The 18,727-nt window shown below is 72.0% G+C and carries 11 protein-coding genes; 5 read left to right on the forward strand and 6 right to left on the reverse strand.

The window, feature by feature from the left end; translation table 11 throughout:
• The first annotated feature begins 32 nt into the window (after window positions 1-32).
• From ACIBG8_RS44895 to ACIBG8_RS44905, 3 genes are read left to right on the forward strand one after another with little or no spacing between them, the layout of a single operon-like run.
• Window positions 33-3,158, forward strand: a complete 3,126-nt coding sequence (locus ACIBG8_RS44895; RefSeq protein ID WP_397349394.1) for a BTAD domain-containing putative transcriptional regulator — start codon at window positions 33-35, stop codon at window positions 3,156-3,158.
• A gap of 36 nt (window positions 3,159-3,194) precedes the next feature.
• Window positions 3,195-3,356 carry a hypothetical protein gene (locus ACIBG8_RS44900; RefSeq protein WP_397349395.1) on the forward strand — a complete coding sequence of 54 codons (162 nt, stop codon included), beginning with the start codon at window positions 3,195-3,197 and terminating at the stop codon, window positions 3,354-3,356.
• Between the two features lie 57 nt (window positions 3,357-3,413).
• Window positions 3,414-6,005 carry a LuxR C-terminal-related transcriptional regulator gene (locus ACIBG8_RS44905; RefSeq protein ID WP_397349396.1) on the forward strand — a complete coding sequence of 864 codons (2,592 nt, stop codon included), beginning with the start codon at window positions 3,414-3,416 and terminating at the stop codon, window positions 6,003-6,005.
• On the opposite strand, the gene ACIBG8_RS44910 is transcribed toward ACIBG8_RS44905, so the two are convergent.
• The gene (locus tag ACIBG8_RS44910) at window positions 5,998-7,701 is read right to left on the reverse strand and encodes an AAA family ATPase (protein ID WP_397349397.1); all 1,704 of its coding nucleotides are present in this window, start codon (window positions 7,699-7,701) and stop codon (window positions 5,998-6,000) included. The two genes, ACIBG8_RS44905 and ACIBG8_RS44910, sit on opposite strands and share 8 nt — an antisense overlap.
• A 44-nt stretch (window positions 7,702-7,745) precedes the next feature.
• Here ACIBG8_RS44910 and ACIBG8_RS44915 point away from each other — a divergent pair, with 44 nt between their 5' ends.
• Window positions 7,746-9,089 (forward strand): carboxylesterase/lipase family protein, encoded by a 1,344-nt coding sequence (locus ACIBG8_RS44915; protein WP_397349741.1) that lies wholly within the window; start codon window positions 7,746-7,748, stop codon window positions 9,087-9,089.
• Here ACIBG8_RS44915 and ACIBG8_RS44920 read toward each other — a convergent pair.
• Window positions 9,079-10,071, reverse strand: coding sequence for an NADP-dependent oxidoreductase (locus ACIBG8_RS44920; RefSeq protein ID WP_397349398.1), 993 nt, complete (start codon window positions 10,069-10,071; stop codon window positions 9,079-9,081). The genes ACIBG8_RS44915 and ACIBG8_RS44920 overlap by 11 nt on opposite strands.
• Window positions 10,072-10,124: 53 nt before the next feature.
• Between ACIBG8_RS44920 and ACIBG8_RS44925 the strand changes: the two genes are divergently transcribed.
• A complete protein-coding gene (locus ACIBG8_RS44925) occupies window positions 10,125-13,031 on the forward strand; it encodes a BTAD domain-containing putative transcriptional regulator (RefSeq protein ID WP_397349399.1) in 2,907 nt (968 codons plus the stop codon).
• Window positions 13,032-13,139: 108 nt separating this feature from the next.
• Here the strand turns inward: ACIBG8_RS44925 and ACIBG8_RS44930 are convergent, their stop codons facing one another.
• From ACIBG8_RS44930 to ACIBG8_RS44945, 4 genes are read right to left on the reverse strand one after another with little or no spacing between them, the layout of a single operon-like run.
• A complete protein-coding gene (locus tag ACIBG8_RS44930; RefSeq protein WP_397349400.1) occupies window positions 13,140-13,634 on the reverse strand; it encodes a DUF1269 domain-containing protein in 495 nt (164 codons plus the stop codon).
• A 58-nt stretch (window positions 13,635-13,692) separates the two neighbouring features.
• Window positions 13,693-14,940: a hypothetical protein gene (locus ACIBG8_RS44935; RefSeq protein ID WP_397349401.1), complete on the reverse strand. Its 1,248-nt coding sequence runs from the start codon at window positions 14,938-14,940 to the stop codon at window positions 13,693-13,695.
• A gap of 40 nt (window positions 14,941-14,980) precedes the next feature.
• Window positions 14,981-17,623: a DUF5682 family protein gene (locus tag ACIBG8_RS44940; protein WP_397349402.1), complete on the reverse strand. Its 2,643-nt coding sequence runs from the start codon at window positions 17,621-17,623 to the stop codon at window positions 14,981-14,983.
• A complete protein-coding gene (locus ACIBG8_RS44945) occupies window positions 17,620-18,723 on the reverse strand; it encodes an AAA family ATPase (protein WP_397349403.1) in 1,104 nt (367 codons plus the stop codon). Before ACIBG8_RS44945 ends, ACIBG8_RS44940 begins: the two co-directional genes overlap by 4 nt.
• Window positions 18,724-18,727 lie beyond the last annotated feature (4 nt).

Genomic DNA, 18,727 nt, shown 5'->3' on the forward strand with positions numbered 1-18,727 from the left:
ACAGGCGGCTTGACGGGGCACTTACCCACAGATTGACCACCCTGGTCGCGGCCACGGGCTACGGCAAGTCCATCGTGCTCGAAGGCTGGACGGACGCCGTGGGCGGCGTGCTGCACCGGCTGGGCCCCGCCGACCGCCACCTCCCCTACCTCGCCGGCGCCGTCGCGTCCGCGCTCGCCGACCGGGTCCCCGGGCTGCCGGCCGAGCTGGTGATCGCGGCTGACAGCCCGCGCGGGCCTGACGTGGAGGCAGACGAGCTGTCCCGCGCCGCCGCGCTGGCCGGGGCGCTGACCGAGGCGCTGTCGCAGCGGCTCGGCCGTTCGTTCGCGCTGGTCTTCGACGGCGTCGACGTCATCGCGGGGGCTCCCGGGCCGGTCAGGTTCGTGGAGACGCTGATCAGGGCGGCGCCACGGCACCTGCACGTCGTCACCGCCTCGCGCGGGCCGCTGCCGTTCGCCACCGCCCGGCTGCGCCAGGACCACGAGGTGCTCGACCTCGACGCCACCGACCTGGCGCTCACCCCGCAGGAGAGCGCCGAGTGGACGATCGAGCGGCTCGGTCCAGGCGGCTCGGCGGTCGCCGCCGCGCTCCACCGGGCCTGCGGCGGCTGGCCGGCCGCCGTGCAGGCGGCGCTCGACACGCTCGCCCGCACCGACCCCGCGCTGTGGCCGGTCAAGGCGCAGACCATGGCGGTCACCTCGGGCATGCTCGACCGGCTCACCCTGGACGCCTACGAGGACCTGACGCCGGCGATGCGCGAGCTGCTGCGCGCCGCGACGGTCCTGCCGGTGCTCACCGAGGGCCTGGCCAGGGCGCTCGACGCCCCGCCGGACACGCTGTCGTCGCTGACCACGCGCGGCCTGTTCCTGGAGGCCGACCAGGACGGTCACCGGCTGACCGCGACAGCGGCCCACGTGCTGGCCAAGCACGCGCGCCTCGACGACCACGCGGCCCAGGACGTGGCTGCGGTGGCCGCCCGCTGGTACGTCGAGCACGAGCGCCCCGAGCACGCGATGCGGGCGGCCGTCGCCGCCGAGCACGCCGACCTGGTCGGCCAGCTCCTGGCCGCGCACGGGCCCAAGCTGGCAGAGCGCGGCGACGACCTGCTGGCCGCGATCGAGCTCCTGCCGGAGGGCGTCCGCGAGTCGCCCCAGATGTTGCGCCTCGCGGGCATCGCCGAGCAGAACCGCGGCGACTGGAACCGCGCCAAGACCCTGCTGGGCCGCGCGGCCGACGGCCCGGCGTTCGACGCGTTCCTGGCCAGGCGGCTCGGGCTGATCGACCACCTGCGCGGCGACCTCGACAGCGCCCTGTCCGTCTACACCCGGGGCATGCACCACGGCTCGCCGCCCGCCGACGCCGCGATGTGCGCCGCCTCGGCCGCCTCCGTGCTCTGGCTGCGCGGCCGCAGGGCCGAGTGCGCCGAGCTCGCGGACCGGGCGCTGGAGCAGGCCAGGGCGCTGGGCGACCCGGCGGCCATGGCAGCGGCCCACACCGTGTTCGCGATGATCTCGGCCTTCGACGGGGAGCGGCGCGCCAACGACGCCCACTACCTGCGCGCGCTGGAATACGCGGAGCGGGCGGGCGACATCGTGCAGCTCATCCGGATCAGGGCCAACCGCGCCTCCCACTACATCGACGAGGCCGCCTACCTGGAGGCGCTGGCCGAGCTGGAGATCGCCAGCCGCCTGTCCGAGCTGGTGGCCTTCGCCCCCTACGCCGCGCTCACCGTGACCAACAGGGCCAAGGCGCTGATCGGGCTTGGCCGCCTGGAGGAGGCGGCCGTGGACGCCGCCGACGCGGTCGACCGGTGGGAGGCGCTGGGCTCGCAGCTCGGCTACGGGCTCAACCGGCTGGCCCGCATCCAGTGGCTGCGCGGCGACCGGCGGGCCGCTGCGGCGACCTACCGGCGCGCCATCGAGGGCGCGGAGCGCACCGGCGACGCCCAGGGCATGGGCACGGCGCTCAACGAGCTCGCCGAGCTGCTCATCACCGACCATCCGGAAGAGGCGGCGCGCCTGTCCGCGCAGGGCATCAAGCGCAACGACGGCATGGCGGCGGTGCGCGCCAAGGTCATCGGCGCCAGGATCGCGCTGGCCGACGGGCGCGACGGCGAGGCCAGGGCGATCCTGGACGAGGTGGAGCCGATGGCGGTCGGCCGCCGCGACCACGCGAGCCTGGCCGCGGCCACCGAGATCCGCGCCGAGCTGGAGCGTGACCAGGCGCTGGCCGACCTGGCCGTGCGCCGCTGGACCTCGGTGGGCGACCCGATCGGGCTGGCCAGGGCCGAGCTGGTCAGGGCCGCGCTCGGCGACGCTGAGGCGGGCGCGGAGCTCGCCGGACGGGTGCGCGCCCGCATGCACGCGATCGGCTGCCGGGTGCTCGACGACCGCATCGACGCGCTGCTCGGCCGTACCTCGCCCGCCCAGCCCGGGGGCGTGGTGGTCGAGACGCTCGGAACGTTCCGCGTCCTGCGCGGCGCACAGGCCGTCCCGCGTACGGCGTGGCAGTCGCGCAAGGCGCGCGACCTGCTCAAGATCCTCATCAGCCGCCGCGGCGGCGCGGTCGGGCGCGAGCGCCTGGTGGAGATCCTCTGGCCCGAGCAGGAGGACGAGGCGGTCGGGCTCAAGCGGCTCAACGTGATGGTCTCCACGCTGCGCGCCGTCCTCGACCCGGCGCATGAGCGCGAGCTGGTGATCTCCGACGACGGCGCGCTGAGCCTCAACCTCGACGAGCTGACCGTCGACGTGGAGCGCTTCCTCGGCCTGGCGGCGGAAGCCGTACGACTGGACCAGGCGGGCGACGCGGCAGGGGCGCTGGAGCGGTGGAAGGAGGCGGAGGCCGCCTACACCGGGGAGTTCTGCGAGGAGGACCCCTACGCCGACTGGGCCGTCGGGCTGCGCGAGGAGGCCAGGCTGGCCTACACGCAGGCAGCGGCGCGCCTGGCTGAGGCCGCCTCGGCGGCTGGGCGGCCGGAGGAGGCGGCGCGCTACTGGCTGCGGCTGCTCGAACGCGACCGCTACGACGAGCGCGCCCACCTCGGGCTGGTCCGCGTGCTCGACCTGGCAGGACGCAGGGGCGACGCCAGGCGGCGCTACCACCTCTACGCGGAGCGCATGCGCGAGCTCGAGGTCGAGCCTGCGCCCTATCCCACCTGAACCTCACCTGAACCGGCAAAGGAGAAGGTGGCGGGCATGAGGACCCTCATCGTACGGCTGGTGGAGCCGGAACAGTCCGGCGGCCAGCTCCGCGGGCTGGTCGAAGAGGTGGGCGGCGAGCCGGTCAGGTTCGCGGGCACCGAGGAGATCGTCGAGCTCCTGCTCGCAGCGGCAGGGCTGAAGGAGGAACCAACCTGAACCTGCCGCGAACACTCGCGCGGAGGATCGGGGAAAAGCACCCCAGGGAGGACTCCGATGAGCGAACAGTTCGTTTACCGGTGGCCGTTCATCGGACGCCGAGGTCCCCTGTCCCAGGTGCGCCGGGGGCTCAGCAGCGGGTCGAGCGTGATGATCGCCGGTGCGGCGGGGGTAGGTAAGAGCAGGCTGGCTGCCGAGGCCACGCTGGGCCTCGACGCCATACGCGCGGCGGGTACGGAGAACGCGGCCGTCATCCCGTTCGGCGCGTTCGCCCACGTGCTGCCCGGCCCACCGCCCGGCGGCGAGAACCTGCTGCGCTGGGCGGCGCGGCATCTGGGCGGGAACAAGCCGCTGGTGAGCGTGGACGACGCGCACCGGCTGGATCCGGCGTCCGCGGCGCTGCTGCACCATCTCGCGGCGCACGGGCTGGCCCGGTTGCTGGTGACCGTACGCAATGGGGAGCATCACCCCGAGCCGGTCGCCGCGCTGTGGAAGGACGAGCTGGTCACCAGGATCGAGCTGGAGCCGCTGACCCTCGACGAGGTCGGCGAGGTCCTCGCTGGAGCGCTCCAATCGGAGGTCGAGCCGGCGACCGTGCGCCACCTGGCCGCGATCAGCGAGGGGAACGTCCTCTACCTGCGCGAGATCGTGCTGGCCGGTCGGGCCACCGGGTGCCTGGCCGAGTCCGGCGGGCGGTGGCGCTGGCGCGGCACGCTGGAGATGACCCCGCGCCTGCGGGAGCTGGTCGGCGACCGGATCGGCCATCTCGACCCGCCTGAGCGCGAGGTGCTGGAGCTGGTCGCGTTCGGCGAGCCGGTGGGCACCGAGCTGCTGGTCTCCATGGCCTCGCCGGCCGCCGTCGAGCACGTCGAGGACCGCGGGCTGATCACCTCGGTGGCCGACAGCAGGCGCAGGCTGATGCGGCTGGCGCACCCGCTCTACGGCGAGGTCGTGCGCGCCGGGTGCGGCTCGCTGCGCACGCGCCGGATGTTGCGCGTCCTGGCCGAGTCGCTGGAGGAGGCGGGGCTGCGGCGGCGCGAGGACGTGTTGCGCGCCGCCATCTGGCGGCTCGACAGCGGCAGCTCCGCCGACCCGTCGCTGCTGCTCCACGCGGCGAACCTGGCGTGGGGGCGGCACGACCCGCGCCTCGCCGCGCGGCTGGCCAGGGCGGCCATCGACGCGGGCGCCGGGGTGGAGGCGGTCGCGTTCCTCGGCCAGGTGCTCACGATCATCGGCGACACCGGCGAGGCCCAGGCGATCCTGCGCAGGCAGCGCGCCCAGGAGCTCACCGAGCGCGAGCGCGCACAGCACGCGCTGGCGCTGGCGGTGAACCTGCTGTGGTCGGACGAGCTGGCCGAGGCGTGGGCGGTGCTCGACGAGGCGGCCACGACGCTCACCGACCCGGAGTGGAAGCAGGAGGTGCTGATCTACCGGGGCGTCATGGACTTCTACGCCGGGCGGATGGACCAGGGCGACGCCACGCTCGCCACCGTGCGGGCGATCGCACCGCTGACGGTCAGGGGCGCGGCGCACGCGGCGGCGTGCGAGGCCTGGCTGACCGCGCACACCGGCAGGACCGACCGCTCCACGGCGGTCACCACGGAGGCCCTGGCCACCGCCGAGGACTGGCAGGACCTCGCCTATCACGCGATGCCCGTCCTGATGGACGCCCGATGCACCGCCCACCTGTTCGCCGGCGACCTCGCGGCAGCGGCGAGAACCGCCGAGGAAGGCGTGGCGCTCGCCGGTCAGCACGAGGGCTGGGACACCTCGGCCTCCGGCTTCGGCGCGCACCGGGCGGCGGTCAGCAGGCTGCGCGGCGACCCGGCGGACGCGATGCGCTGGTGCCGCGCGGACACCGTACGGCTGCGCGCCAGGTCGCCCTATCTGGGGCGCTGCCTGGGCGAGCTGGCCCACTCCGCCGCGCTGCTCGGTGACCTGAAGACGGCCAGGGCGGCGGTCGAGGAGGCGGCCGACCTCACCGCGCACTGGGGGTTCACCTACCAGCCGGTGATGCAGAGCAAGGCGTGGATCGCGGCGGCGGAGGGCGACCTCGACACCGCGGTGCACGAGGCGCTGGCCGCTGCCGAGGCGGCGGAGCGGCGCAACCTGCTCGGCTACCTCGTGTTCGCGCTGCACGACGTGGTCAGGCTGGGGGCGGCGCGGCTGGTGGCCGAGCGGCTGGCCGTACTCGCCGCTCGGATGGACGGGCCGCTGGCCGCCCTGTGCGCCAGGCAGGCGGCGGCCGTGGTGAGCGGCGACGCGGGCGAGCTGCGCGCGGTGTCCGCCGGGTTCGAGTCGCTGGGCCTGGTGCTGTTCGCGGCCGAGGCGGCGGCGCAGGAGGGCGCGATCCACCTGCGGACGGGGCGGGCGCTGCTGGCCAGAGGCGCGCAGACCAGGGCGTGGGCGCTGGCCAAGCGGTGTCCTGGGGTGCGGACCCCGGCGCTGGTCGAGCTGGCAGCGCCGGACCTGACCCCGCGCCAGCGGGAGATCGTCCAGCTCGCCGCTGCCGGGCTGACCAACCGGCAGATCGCCGACCGGCTCACCCTGTCGGTGCGCACAGCGGCCAACCATCTGCAGGCGGTCTACGACAAGCTCGGCGTGAACGACCGGTCCGAGGTGGGCCACCTGCTGGGCGACCTCACCTGACCGCGATGTGCCGCCGGCAGGTCGCGGAGAGCCCCGCGAGCAGGGCCTCGCCGACCAGGGGGACGGCGAAGCCGATCGACCCGTCGGCGGCCTCCACGATCAGCCCGGCGGCCAGCAGCTCCTCAGCCGCGCTGACGATCGCCTCCCCCGGCTCGTCGACCGCGCGCTCGATGCCCAGCACGGCCGCGCGGTCGAGCAGCCGCCTGGCCTCGGGCGACAGCCCGGAGACGCGGTGGCGCAACGCGTCGCGCACCCCTTCTGGCACGCCGTGCCTGGCCGCCCCCTCCCCTTCCTCCGTGATCATCCTGGCAAGCTCCCTGACGTAGAACGGGTGCCCGCCCGTCCTGCGCGACACACCCGCGACCGTCCCCCTGCCGATGGGCCGCTGGATCAGCAGCCCGATCGCCTCGTCGGCCAGCCCGCCCAGAACCATCCGGTACGGCTCGCGCAACGCCAGCCTGGCCAGCGCCGCGTCCATCCGCTCCCCGCGCTCGGTGCTCCGGTAGGTCGTGACGATCACCATCCGCGCCGTCTCCCGCGCCGCCTCGACGAGCAGCGTCACGCTCTCCTCGTCCGCCTCGTGCAGGTCCTCCAGCACGACGAGGAGCGGCCTGCTCAGCGACAGCTCGCGCAGCGCACGTACGGCCTGCCGCGGCGTCCAGCTCTCGTTCCTGGCCTGCTCGTACTGCTCGGCGAGCTGCGCGGGCAGCTCAGCCCAGTCGCCCCAGGCCACCGCCCAGCCCTCGGCGGTCAGCCACTGCGCCAGCCGTTCGACCAGCGCCGTCTTGCCGATCAACGGCTCGCCGCCGACCAGCACCAGCGCGCCGCGCCCTGTCGCGGCCGCCGTGGCGGCCACCCGGCGCAGCTCCTCCTGCTCGCGCTCGCGGCCGACGAACGTGGGCCTGCTCCCGTACACGCGGGGCGGCGGCAGCCGTATCGTCGCAGGCTCCTCAGCTGCGCATACCAACCCGCCGTCGAGCAGGGCTGCCTCAAGCCTGCGTACGGCGGGCACGTGGGCGGGGGCGCTGCGCAGCACGCCGAGCGCGTCGACCGTACGGCCCGCGCGGTGCAGGGCGAGGGCGAACAGGCGGCGCGTGTCCGCGTGCAGCGGGTCGCGAGCCACGGCCGCCTCCAGCTCGCGCAGCGCCTCGGCGGGCCGTCCTGACTCCAGCAGCGCCAGGCGGTGCCGCTCGACGGCGATCCGGTGGAGGGCGCGGAGCCGCTCCGCGCCCTCCACGGCCCACGGCCGGCCGGCGAACTCGCCGCACACGGGCTCCTGCCAGAGCTCGAGCGCCTCGTCGACCCGCCCTGACTCCAGCAGATCGGGCCTCAGCAGGTCCGGCTTCAGCAGATCGGGCTTCAGGAGGTCGGGCTTCAGGAGGTCGGCGAAGTGCCACGCGTCGACGTCCGCGCGCGGCAGGCACAGCCGGAAACCCTCCTCGGAGGAGCTCAGCACGCGTGACTTGCGGTGCGGCCGGTGCTCGGGGTCGAGCACCCGGCGCAACCTGGCCACGTGCGCCTGGACGGACAGCAGCGCCTTGGCGGGCGGATCGCCCTGCCACAGGTCGTCGATCAGCACGTCGGCCGGTACGGCCCGGCCCTCGGCCAGCACCAGGCGGGCCAGCAACGCCCGCTGGCGCCTGGGTCCGAGGTCGAGCCCGTCGGCGGCCACCGCGCCGAGGATGCGGAGCTTCACGCTCCCGACGGTAGGCAGCGGGCACCACCCACTACATCGGGGGAATCCACAATGCCTGTAGGTTCGGACGAGTGGCTCAGGTCTTCAAAGGCATCCCGTACGCAGAAGCCCCGGCGAGGTTCGCCCCGCCACGACCCTGGCGAGGCAGCCTGGAGCCGACCGGCATCTCCGCCCACGCCCCCCAGTTCGACCTCCTGACCGGCCGCCCCGGCGGCGACGAGGACTGTCTCTACCTCGACGTCTACGCCCCATCAACCCCGGGCCCGCACCCCGTCATGGTGTGGATCCACGGCGGCGGCGGGGTGACCGGCTCCCCAGGCGAGTACGACGGCAGCCTGTTCGCCGAGCACGGCATCGTCGTGGTCGTCGTCGGCTACCGGCTCGGCGTGCTCGGGCTGCTCTACGTGCCCGGGGTGTCGCCGGGCAACCTGTCGCTGATGGACCAGGTCACGGCGCTGCAGTGGGTGCGCGACCACATCGGGTCCTTCGGCGGCGACCCCTCGCGGGTGACCCTGGCTGGCGAGTCGAACGGCGGCAGGACGGTCGGCACGCTCATGGCCACGCCGTCCGCCGCAGGTCTGTTCCAGCAGGCGATCGTGCAGAGCGGCACCGGGGTGGGCACGGTCGTGCACACCCCTGACGAGGCGGCGGCGCTCGGGGCTTCCGTGGTGGCGGAGCTGGGGGTCGCCGATCCCGCTTCGCTGCGCGACATCCCGCTGCGACGGCTGCTCGACGCGCAGGCGGCGGTGGCGGCCGCTTCGCCGATCGCCGTGCCGTACCAGGTGATCGTGGACGGGGAACTGCTGCCGCGGCGGCCCATCGATGCGATCGCGGACGGCGCCTCCGGCGACGTGCGCCTGCTGGTCGGGACCAACCATGACGAGCAAGACCTGTTCGCGGCGATCACCACGTCGTTCAGCGGGTCGCGGTCGATGGTGGTCCAGCAGGACACCTTCGACAAGGCGCTCGCCCGCTATCGGGAGCTGCTGCCCGAGCTGAGCGAGGAGCGGGTGCACCGGCACACCATGACCGCGTCCGAGTGGTGGATCCCGGCGATCCGGCTGGCCGAGGCGCATCGGGGCGAGACGTACATGTACCGGCTCGACTGGCGGCTGTCCGATACGGGCATGGGCGCGCCGCACGCGCTCGACCTGATCTTCGTGTTCGGGGGGCGGGGGGTCGAAGGGTTGTCCAGGTTGTTCCGGGTGCCCGCCGACAACCCGATCACCGAGATCATGCACGGCGCGTGGGTGGACTTCATCGCCGACGGCGACCCCGGCTGGGAACCCTATGGCCGGTCTCGTTCCACGTTCGTCTTCGACACGGAGTCCGGCCCGGTCGAGGATCCCGACCGGGCGCTCCGCCTGGTGTGGGAGGTCACAGCCTGACGAGCATCTTGCCGACGTTGCCTCCGTGCATCATGTCGAGGAAGGCCTGCGGCGCCCGCTGGATGCCTTCCTCGACGGTGACCTCGGTGTGCAGCGAGCCGTCCGCCAGCCATCCGGCCGCCTGGCCGATCCACTCGGGGAAGCGGTCCAGGTAGAAGTTGATCAGCATGCCGCGCAGGGTGGCGTTCTTGGCGGCCAGGTCGAACAGGTTGGCGGGGCCGGGGACGGGCTCGGTGGCGTTGTAGGCGCTGATCGCGCCGACCATGGCGATCCTGCCGCCGGTGCGCAGCGCGTCGATCGCGGCCACCAGGTGGTCGCCGCCGACGTGGTCGAGGTAGACGTCGATGCCGTCGGGGGCTGCCCGCTTCAGCTGCTCCCGGATGGACCCGGCGCGGTAGTCGATGGCGGCGTCGTAGCCGAACTCCTCGACCAGCCGCTTGGTCTTGAGCGGGCCACCCGCCGAGCCGATCACCTTGGACGCGCCCAGCTTGCGTGCGAGCTGCCCGGCGATCGTGCCGACCGCGCCCGCTGCCGCCGAGACGAAGACGACGTCTCCGTCTTTGACGGGGGCGGTGTCGGTCAGCGCGATGTAGGCGGTCAGCCCGGTGGTGCCGAGCGCGCCCAGGTAGTGCTCGGACGGGATGCTCGGGTCGACCACGATCGCCTCGCCCGTGACGGCGTACTCGCGCCACCCCAGGAAGTGCACGACCGTCGCGCCGACCGGGATCTCCGGGTCGCGCGACGCCACGACCTCGCCGATCGCGGAGCCGTCCAAGGGGGCGCCGAGCTCGAAGGCCGGCATGTAGGACTCGACGTCGTCCATACGGCCGCGCATGTACGGGTCGACGGACATCCAGGTGTTGCGCACGAGGACCTGGCCGTCCTGGAGGTCGGGGAGTTCGGTGGCGACCAGCTCGAAGTCGGTCAGCACGGCCTCGCCGACGGGACGGGCCGCCAGGTGGATTGCACGGTTCGTTGTCATGCGGGCAACAGTGCCGGTGGGCGCGCACGAAACGCTGGGGGTACCGTGAGCTGGTGCAATTCGGAGTTCTCGGGCCGCTCAGCGTGTGGACGGACGACGGTCTGCCGGTCAAGGTGCCCGAGGCGAAGGTCCGCGCGCTGCTGGCGGACCTGCTGATCCACCTCGGCACGCCGGTCTCGGCCGACCGGCTCGCTGACGACCTGTGGGGGGACGCGCTTCCCGGCAATCCGGGCAACACGCTGCAGACCAAGGTGTCGCAGCTGCGGCGGGCCATCGGGCGCGACCTGGTCTCCTTCGAGCCGACCGGGTACCTGCTGCACACCACGTCGGTGGACTCCCTGCGCTTCGCCGCTCTGCTCGAACGGGCGCGTTCCGCGGTCGATCTGCGGGTTCGGGCCGGGTTGCTGTCCGATGCGCTGGGGCTCTGGCGTGGGCCCGCTTATGAGGACTTCGCCTCCTGGGGGTTCGCCCTCGCCACTGCTGCCCGGCTGGACGAGCAGCGGCTGACGGCTGTGGAGGAGCTGGCAGAGGTACGGCTGGCGCTGGGCGAGCACAGCAGCCTGGCCGACGAGCTGGGCGAGCTCGTGGCGTCCTATCCCCTGCGGGAGCGGTTGGCGGGGGCGCATCTGCTGGCGCTCTACCGGTCCGGGCGCCAGACCGAGGCGCTCGCCGGGTACGGCAGGTTGCGTACGGCTCTGGCTGAGGAGCTGGGGCTGGATCCCGGACCTGCGCTCGCCGCCCTGCACCAGGCGATGCTGGTGCAGGATCCGTCGCTTGTCCTCGTCGCGGCGCCCGCCACCTCGGCCGCGCGTCCGGCCACCAACCTGCCCGCGCAGCTCACGGACCTGGTCGGGCGGGATTCCGCGGTGTCGTCCGTACGGTCTCTGGTGGAGTCGTCACGGCTGGTCACGCTGACCGGTCCAGGCGGGGTCGGCAAGACCCGCCTGGCCCTGGCCTCCGCCGACCTCCCTTTTCCTGACGGCGTCTGGCTGGTGGAGCTCGCGGGTGTCGGCTCGGGGGAGCTCGTCGACGTGGTGGCGGCGACGTTGGGGGTGCGCGACGAGACGGCGCTCGGGGCGCGGCCAGGCGTGCCGGTCGAGGGGCTGGCGTGGCGGCTGGCCGACGCGCTGCGTGACCAGCGGCTGCTGCTCGTGCTGGACAACTGCGAGCACCTCGTGGAGCCCGTCGCCGAACTCGCCGGCCTCCTGCTGCGCGCCGCCCCCGGCCTGCGCATCCTGGCCACCAGCCAGGAGTCCCTCGCGATCCCCGGCGAGACCGTGTACCCCGTCGACCCGCTCGTGCAGCCGGACGCCGTGCGGCTCTTCGTCGCGCGCGCCGGGATCACCCTGGACGCCGGGAACACGCCCTGGGTGGACGCCATCTGCCGCAGGCTCGACGGGTTGCCGCTCGCCCTTGAGCTGGCCGCCGCCCGGGTGCGCGCCCTCGGCGTACGCGGGGTCGCGGAACGCCTCGACGACCGGTTCCACCTGCTCGCGGGGGCGAGCCGGGGCCTGCCGCCGCGCCAGCGGACGCTGCGGGCGGTGATCGACTGGAGCTGGGAGCAGCTCTCCCCCGAGCAGCGTGACGCCATGCGCGAACTCGCCACCCACCCGGGAGGTTGCACCGCCGAGGCCGTCGACGTTCCTGTCGAGGTGCTGATCCAGCTCGTGAACCGGTCGATGGTGGTGGCGGAGGGAGATCCGTCGCGGTTCAGGCTGTTGGAGAGCATTGCGGCTTATGCGCTGGAGAGCGCGTCGCCTGCGGCCTTTGATCGGCGCGACGCCTATTACACGGCGCTCGCCGAGCGGGCCGTCCCCTTCCTGTACGGCAGGGCGCAGCGGGAGTGGCTGGACCGGCTCGACGCGGAGACGCTCAACCTGCGGGCGGCGCTCGACCGGATGGCGGATCCATCGCGGCTGGCCAACGCGCTCGCCTGGTACTGGTACCTGCGCGGGCGGCATACCGAGGCTTATCGGTGGTTGTCGGGGGGTCAGAACGCTTGGGCGGCTGGGTTCCGGATCCTCACCGGGGCGGGGAACAGCGACTTCGCGCCTTTCGATGCGCGGTCGCGGTGGTTTCTGGCGTTGGCGCATCTGCACTTCGGGGACGTTTCTGCGGCCAAGGGGTTGCTGGAGTCGGCTTTGGGTGGGTTCCGTTCGCTGGGGGATCGGTGGGGGGAGGCTGCGGCGCTGGCTTGCCGTACCAAGCAGGCGTTGTTCGAGGGGGACTTCGCGCTTGCCGAGAGTGCGGGGGCGTTGAGCTTGGAGATCTTCACTGAGCTTGGGGATCGGTGGGGGCAGTTGCAGGCTTCTGACCAGCTTGGGTGGCTGGCGGAGATCAACGGCGACTACGCGCGGGCGGGGCGGTTGCATCGGGACGGCCTGCGGGTGGCGGAGGATCTGCGGCTGTGGACCGACGTGTCTTACCGGTTGTCGAGCCTTGGGCGTATTGCGTTGCTCAATGGGGATCTGGCGGGGTCTCGGGAGTTTCACGAGCGGGGGATGCGGTTGGGGGCTTCGCAGTCGAACCGGTTCGCGGAGGAGTTCGCGCGGGTGGGGCTGGGGTTGGTGGCGCGGCGGGCGGGGGATCTGGCTGCGGCGGAGTCCTTGTTCATGGAGTCGCTGAGCTGGAACCGGGCGCTGGAACGCGACTACGGCATCCCTTTTTACGGGGTGACGTTGATCCTCGCGGAGTTGGGCTTCGTCGCCGAACAGCGGGGTGATGCGGCGGTGGCCCGCACCCGCCACCTCGAGGGCCTTGCGGCGGCGGAGGAGATAGGCGATCCCCGCGCGATCGCGCTGGCCAAGGAGGGGCTCGCCGGGGTGGCTGCCTTGGAAGGCTCTTACGAGGAGGCCCGCCGACTCCTCACCGAGGCATCCGCATTGCGAGAGTCCGTCGGCGCCCCGTTGCCTCCCGCTGAACGCACCGACGTCAACCGCATCCTTGCCGCGATCAGCTAACTCCCCCACCGCACACGTTGCGCCGGGCTCCGCCGTACACCACCTCGCCGCACCGGCGCTTGAAGGCTGGGCGGCGGGTGGTGGGCTTCTATCGCCGGGGTGGGTGGGTTAGTTCTTGGTGGCGGCTTGGACGGCTTCGCGGAGGTGGGCTTCCTGCTCGGTGCTCAGGGAGGTCTGGATGATGTGCCCGCCGTACTGCGCCACCTGGGGGATGACCTTGTCCGGCGTGCTGTTCGCCACGAGGAGGAACAGGGCGGCGGACCCTGGCTCCAGGTTCTCGGAGAGTTGTTTCATGAAGTCGTCGTCCACGCCGATGTCGGTCATTGAGCCGCCCAAGGCACCCGCTCCGGCGCCCAACGCCATGCCCAGCAACGGCATGAAGAAGATCAGACCGATCAGACCGCCCCACAACGCCCCGCTCGCGGCGCCGAAGCCGGTGGTGCTGTTCGCCTGGTGGAGCTTGATCTTGCCGTCCTCCTTGCGCTCGGCGACGACCGCGTCCTCGAGCGTGATGAGGTTCTGCTTCTGCAGATCGGCCAGCCGATCCCGCACCGTGCTGGCGGTGGCGACGTCGGGGTAGGCGATGGCGACCAGGTGGCTCATGGTGTCCCAATCTCTCGGCGGAAGTACCAAAACCACCCTTCCCGACATGTCCCCGCAGCTAGGTCTTGGAGGGTTCAAGGTTGTGCACAGGCTCCCGGCCCAAGTACTCGACTACGGCAAGCGCCGCCAAAAGCCCCAGCGCTATCCACAACACGACCATCCCCGTCGGGTGGTCCCAGAACACGAAGACCAGGGCAGCCACCGCCACCAGTCCGATCTGGATGACCCGCCGATAGCGCCGCACCCACGGCAGGTCCAGGTCACCCTTGATCTTGCCGATTCCACGAGCGCACCCGTCGCGCAAGGTCACCGCCGTCGCCGAAGGCCCCGTCAGGAACGCGCCGACCGCGACCACCAGCCCCAGGACCAGCAACATGCGCACGCCGCCCTTGAGGAAGCGCACCAGCGTGTCGAAGACGCTCGCCGCAGCCGCCCGATCGAGCCCGCGCGCCGACACCGCGTTGAGGTACCCGGCCCTGGTGACGGCCAGCGCCGCCGCCAGCACGAGCATGGCGAGCGCGACGCCGAGCCCGGCGCCGACCAGCGCCCTGCGATGGTTCCGCGCGACATAGACACCCGCCGCCAGCAGGACGAGAGCCAGCACGGGCAGCGCCCAGCGCAGCGTGTTCAGCCACTGGTAGAGGGTCTGGTAGCGATACAGGTCGTCGGTCTGGAACAGCTCGAACGTGGGATGGACCTGGGGAATGCTGCCCGCGATGGTCAGCCCGGACGACACCAGCTCCTGCTTGACCCGGTCGATCAGCGGCCCGAGGTCGATGCTCACGGTGTCGCCGGACACCTTGACCGTCGCGCTCCCCTCGCCGGACAGGATCGCGTCGAGCTGGGTGTGCGCGACCTTGTTGGCATTGACCCAGAACGTGGTGAACGCGTCGCTGGTCACAACCTTGTCCACAGCGTTGTGGACAAAGGTCGAGACCCCAGAGGCGAGCGGCGCGGCCAGGCCGTCCAGCGCGGTGTTGAGCCTGGGCGGCAGGTTGAGCGCCCCCGCGATCTGGTCCACAACGCCGGGAACATCGAGATATTTCATGATCTCGGTGGTGGCTCGGTTCGCCACCGCGTTCTGCACGGAAGGGTCGCTCGCCAGCGGCGTGACGTTCTCCACATAGCGCTCGGTGTCGGAGATCTCATTGCTCGCCCACACCCCGACCACCGACAGCAACACCAGAACGCTGCCGAGCACGACGAGGATCGACGAGACCACGGCGCGCCAGCGCCCCCGCCTGCTGCCGACCTGCGACCTGAGCCGCTCCAGTTCTGCTCGCTCGTGCTCGTTCAGCGGCTCCACGATGGTCGCTTACCCCCTGCCACCTGCGGCAAGGGGGCATTTAACGAGATTTGACCAGTAGCCCGGCAATCGCCGCCGATGTCGCACCATGTCGGTCAAGCAACCCGGCCACAGGATCAGAAGCACCCCACTCTCCGTGCAGGCCGAGCAGCGCAGCCACGGCGTCGACCGGCGTACGGTGCCCGCCGAGCAACTCCGCCACCGGCCCAGCCCGCACAGGCGCGACCGGAGCGGCAGCCCGCGACACCTCCCATGGCGGCACGAACGCGTCCACCCCGGCCAGCGACCCAGGAAAGGTACGGCCCGCCTCACGCGTGAGCACCGGCACCAGCTCCGGCGCCTGCTCACGCAACGTGGCGATCAGCTTCGGCAACCACGGCAGCAGCACCGAGTCGGGCAACCGTCCGAACGCCTTGGAAAGGACCTCCACCACGAACGGCGCCAGCGTGGGCACCGGCTCCAGCGCCTGCACGAACCCGCCGATGTAGACCGGGAACGACGGCACCACCAGCGGGTTGGCCAGCAGATCGTCACACTGCGCGCGCAACGACGCCAGCGGCAGCAGCCCGAGGTGATGCCGCGCCGCCCACACCAGCGCCACCTTGGCCGGAGCCTCGGGATGCGACTGCCGTACCGCCAGTTCGAGCTGCGCCCGGTCGCACCCGAGCGACAGCGCCAGGCTCTCCATCGTGAACAGGAACCCGAGCATCGCCGCCACCTGCCGCGCCCCGGTCTCCTCCTCCACGAACGCCGTCGGCAGCAGGGTGCAGTAGTGCGCGTAACCCTCGGTCACGAAGCTCTCGCACCACGCGGGCAGCGCGCCGTCCACCGCCCGGTAGTGCGCGAGCAGCCGCCTGATGCGCCGCAGCACGTCGGGCGCGTCGTCCACGGTCCGCTCAGCGGACAGCAGAGCGACCGCCCGCGCCCCGAGCTCGTCGGTGAACCTCCGGCTGCCCAGGAACAGGATCGAGTCCTCGACCGCCCCCAGCGCGACCGCAGCCGTGGCCTGCTGGTCCCAGACCGCACGGCGCAGCCGCTGCTCCAGCACCTGCTCGACGGTCACGCCCTCGTAGCCGAGTTCGATGATCGAGCGCTGGTGCCGCCCGATCGCGAGGTCCCAGCTCTCCTGGATCGACCGCTCCCCCAGCCGCCGCGACCCCATGATCGGCCGGACGGCGTCGTCCGGCAGCAGGTAGCGCAACATCCACAACACCTGCGAGCACGGCCGCAGCTCGGGTGAGGCGTCGAGGTCCATGAGCGCCCGCTGGATCGTGCGCTTCTCCAGGTCGAGGCCGAGCGGTTTGAGCCGGTCGTAGACGTTCTGCGCCAGCGGCGGCAGCGCCGCGTAGCCGACCTCGCCGACCCGGTCGCCGCCGAGCAGGATCTCGCACAACCGGCGCACGTCGCGCCTGCCCGGCACGACCTCCTTCTCGATGCAGGTGACCGCCGCGTCCTGGAAGTCGTACGGCGTGGGCCTGGCCCGGTTGCGCAGCCCGGCGAGCAGGATCGACGTCTCGAACACCGCGATGGCGTCGGCGGTGCTGGCGAGATAGCCGTTGCGCCTGGCCAACCTGACGATGTCGACGCTCCACCCGAGCAGCTCCGCCTCGTCGAGCGCGTCGAGCGTCGGCGGCCTGGACAGAAATCCGGAGAGCTTGTCGGTGACCGGAAGGGCCGCGACCACCGGCTTCGCGCGACGCTTCTGGCCCTTGAGCGAGTACGGCTGCACGCCGCCGCGTTTGAGCGCCTTGGCCCAGGTGGCCGCCGCGATCGACACCGAGCCAGAGGCCAGGCCGAACTGCTCCTCTATCGCCGCATGGCTGGACGGGATGAGCCCGTAGAGCCACTTCGTCGCGGACCGCGGGGAGATCTCGTAGGGCTCCTCGGTCACCGGGCTGGAGGCGTGGAAGGCCCCGCAGACGTAAAGGCAGTCCTTTACCGAAACGTCGGCACTGGCAAGATGCTGACGCATCCGCGTCCACATGTAGCGTTCGCGCTCTTCGTTCTCGGTGTTGTCCGAAGGTCCGAGGCGGCGGAAGAGGCTGCCGACGAGCACCATGACCTGCCGGTAGGTGTCGTAGTCCGCGTCGGCCAGCGGCTGCTCGACGTACTGGTCCCACCACTCCGACCAGTGCCTGACCTTGCCGTGGTGGAGCAGGTGCTCCTCCAGCTCGGCGAAGCGCGGCCGCAGGTCGCCGATCTCGACCCCGACCTCCTTCTTCGCGTCGGGCATCCACTGGAAGACGTGGTCGGTCGACCGGTCGACCAGCACCAGCTCCACGCCGGGCGTCTCGAGCGCGTAGGCGATCGCCTGGTATTCGGCCGACGACTCGGTGATGGGCGCGATGACGCTGAGCGGCGCCCAGTCGTTCGGGAAACCGTCCAGCTCGGTGGCGAAGGCCTGCAGCGCGACGGGCAGCTTGCAGTTGCGCAGCTCGGTCAGCAGCGGCTGGAGGTCTTCACACAGCTCCAGGTAGATGACCTTGGGCTGCTTCTCGGCCAGCCGCCGCGCCATGGCCAGCGCGGAGGCCGGCGAGTGGTGGCAGACCGGGAAGATCTCCAGCTCGTGGGCGAGCGCGCGCTCGACGTCGTCGACCAGGCCGGGCAGGATCTCGTCTTCCGAGAACGCCTGCGCCGCGCTCGCCAGCTGCTCGCGAAGGGGAGCGAACGTGGTTGTCGTCATGACAGGGTGGAGATCGCCTGGCGGCCGCCCTCGAGGAAGTCGGTCCACTCCCCGCCGTCCTTCTTGCTGCGCGGCTCGATGACCCCGTGCCAGTACTTGTTGAGGATCGCGAGGTCCTCAGGGCTGCGCCTGGCCAGCGAGCCGACCAGCGACCCGGCCAGCGTGCCCGCCCTGAGCGTGCGGTCGCCGAAGAACTGGCTGTGCAGGATCGCGTCCTCCAGCACGCCGATCTGCTCGGCCGTCGACAGCGCGGACTCCAGCTTCTCGTCGTCGCTGGTAGCCGAGTCGGCCGCAGCGCGCAGGTCGGCGAAGCTCTGCAGCAGGATGTCGAGCAGCGTCGGCGGCAGGTCGAGCTCGATCTGGTGCCTGCGCAGCAGCTCCTCGGTGCGGAACCGGACGATCTCCGCCTCGCTCTTCTTGTTCGTCACCACCGGGATGCGGACGAAGTTGAACCGCCGCTTCAACGCCGACGACAGGTCGTTGACGCCCCTGTCGCGGCTGTTGGCCGTGGCGATGATCGAGAAGCCCGGCTGGGCGAAGACGATGTTGTCGTCGTCGAGCTCGGGGATGGAGACGTACTTCTCCGACAGGATCGAGATCAGCGCATCCTGCACGTCGCTCGTGGACCTGGTCAGCTCCTCGAAGCGGCCGATCACGCCCTGCTCCATCGCGGTCATGATGGGCGAGGGGATCATCGACTGGCGCGACTGGCCCTTGGCGATGACCATCGAGACGTTCCACGAGTATTTGATGTGGTCTTCCGTCGTGCCTGCCGTACCCTGCACGACCAGGGTCGAGTTGCGGCTGATCGCGGCGGCCAGGAGCTCGGCGAGCCAGCTCTTGCCGGTGCCCGGGTCGCCGATCAGCAGCAGGCCGCGGTCGGAGGCCAGCGTGACGATGCTGCGCTCGACGAAGCTGCGGTCTCCGAACCACTTCTGCGGGATCTCGCGATCGAGCCCGTCGGCGCGCTCGGAGCCGAGCACGAAGATGCGGACCATGCGGGGGCTGAGCCGCCACGAAAAGGGCTTGGGGCCGGTGTCGATCGACTCCAGGTAGTCGAGCTCGTCGGCGTACTTGGTTTCGGCGGGGGCGCGAAGCACAGCG

This window comes from Nonomuraea sp. NPDC050556 (assembly GCF_044457355.1).
Taxonomy (GTDB): Bacteria; Actinomycetota; Actinomycetes; order Streptosporangiales; family Streptosporangiaceae; genus Nonomuraea.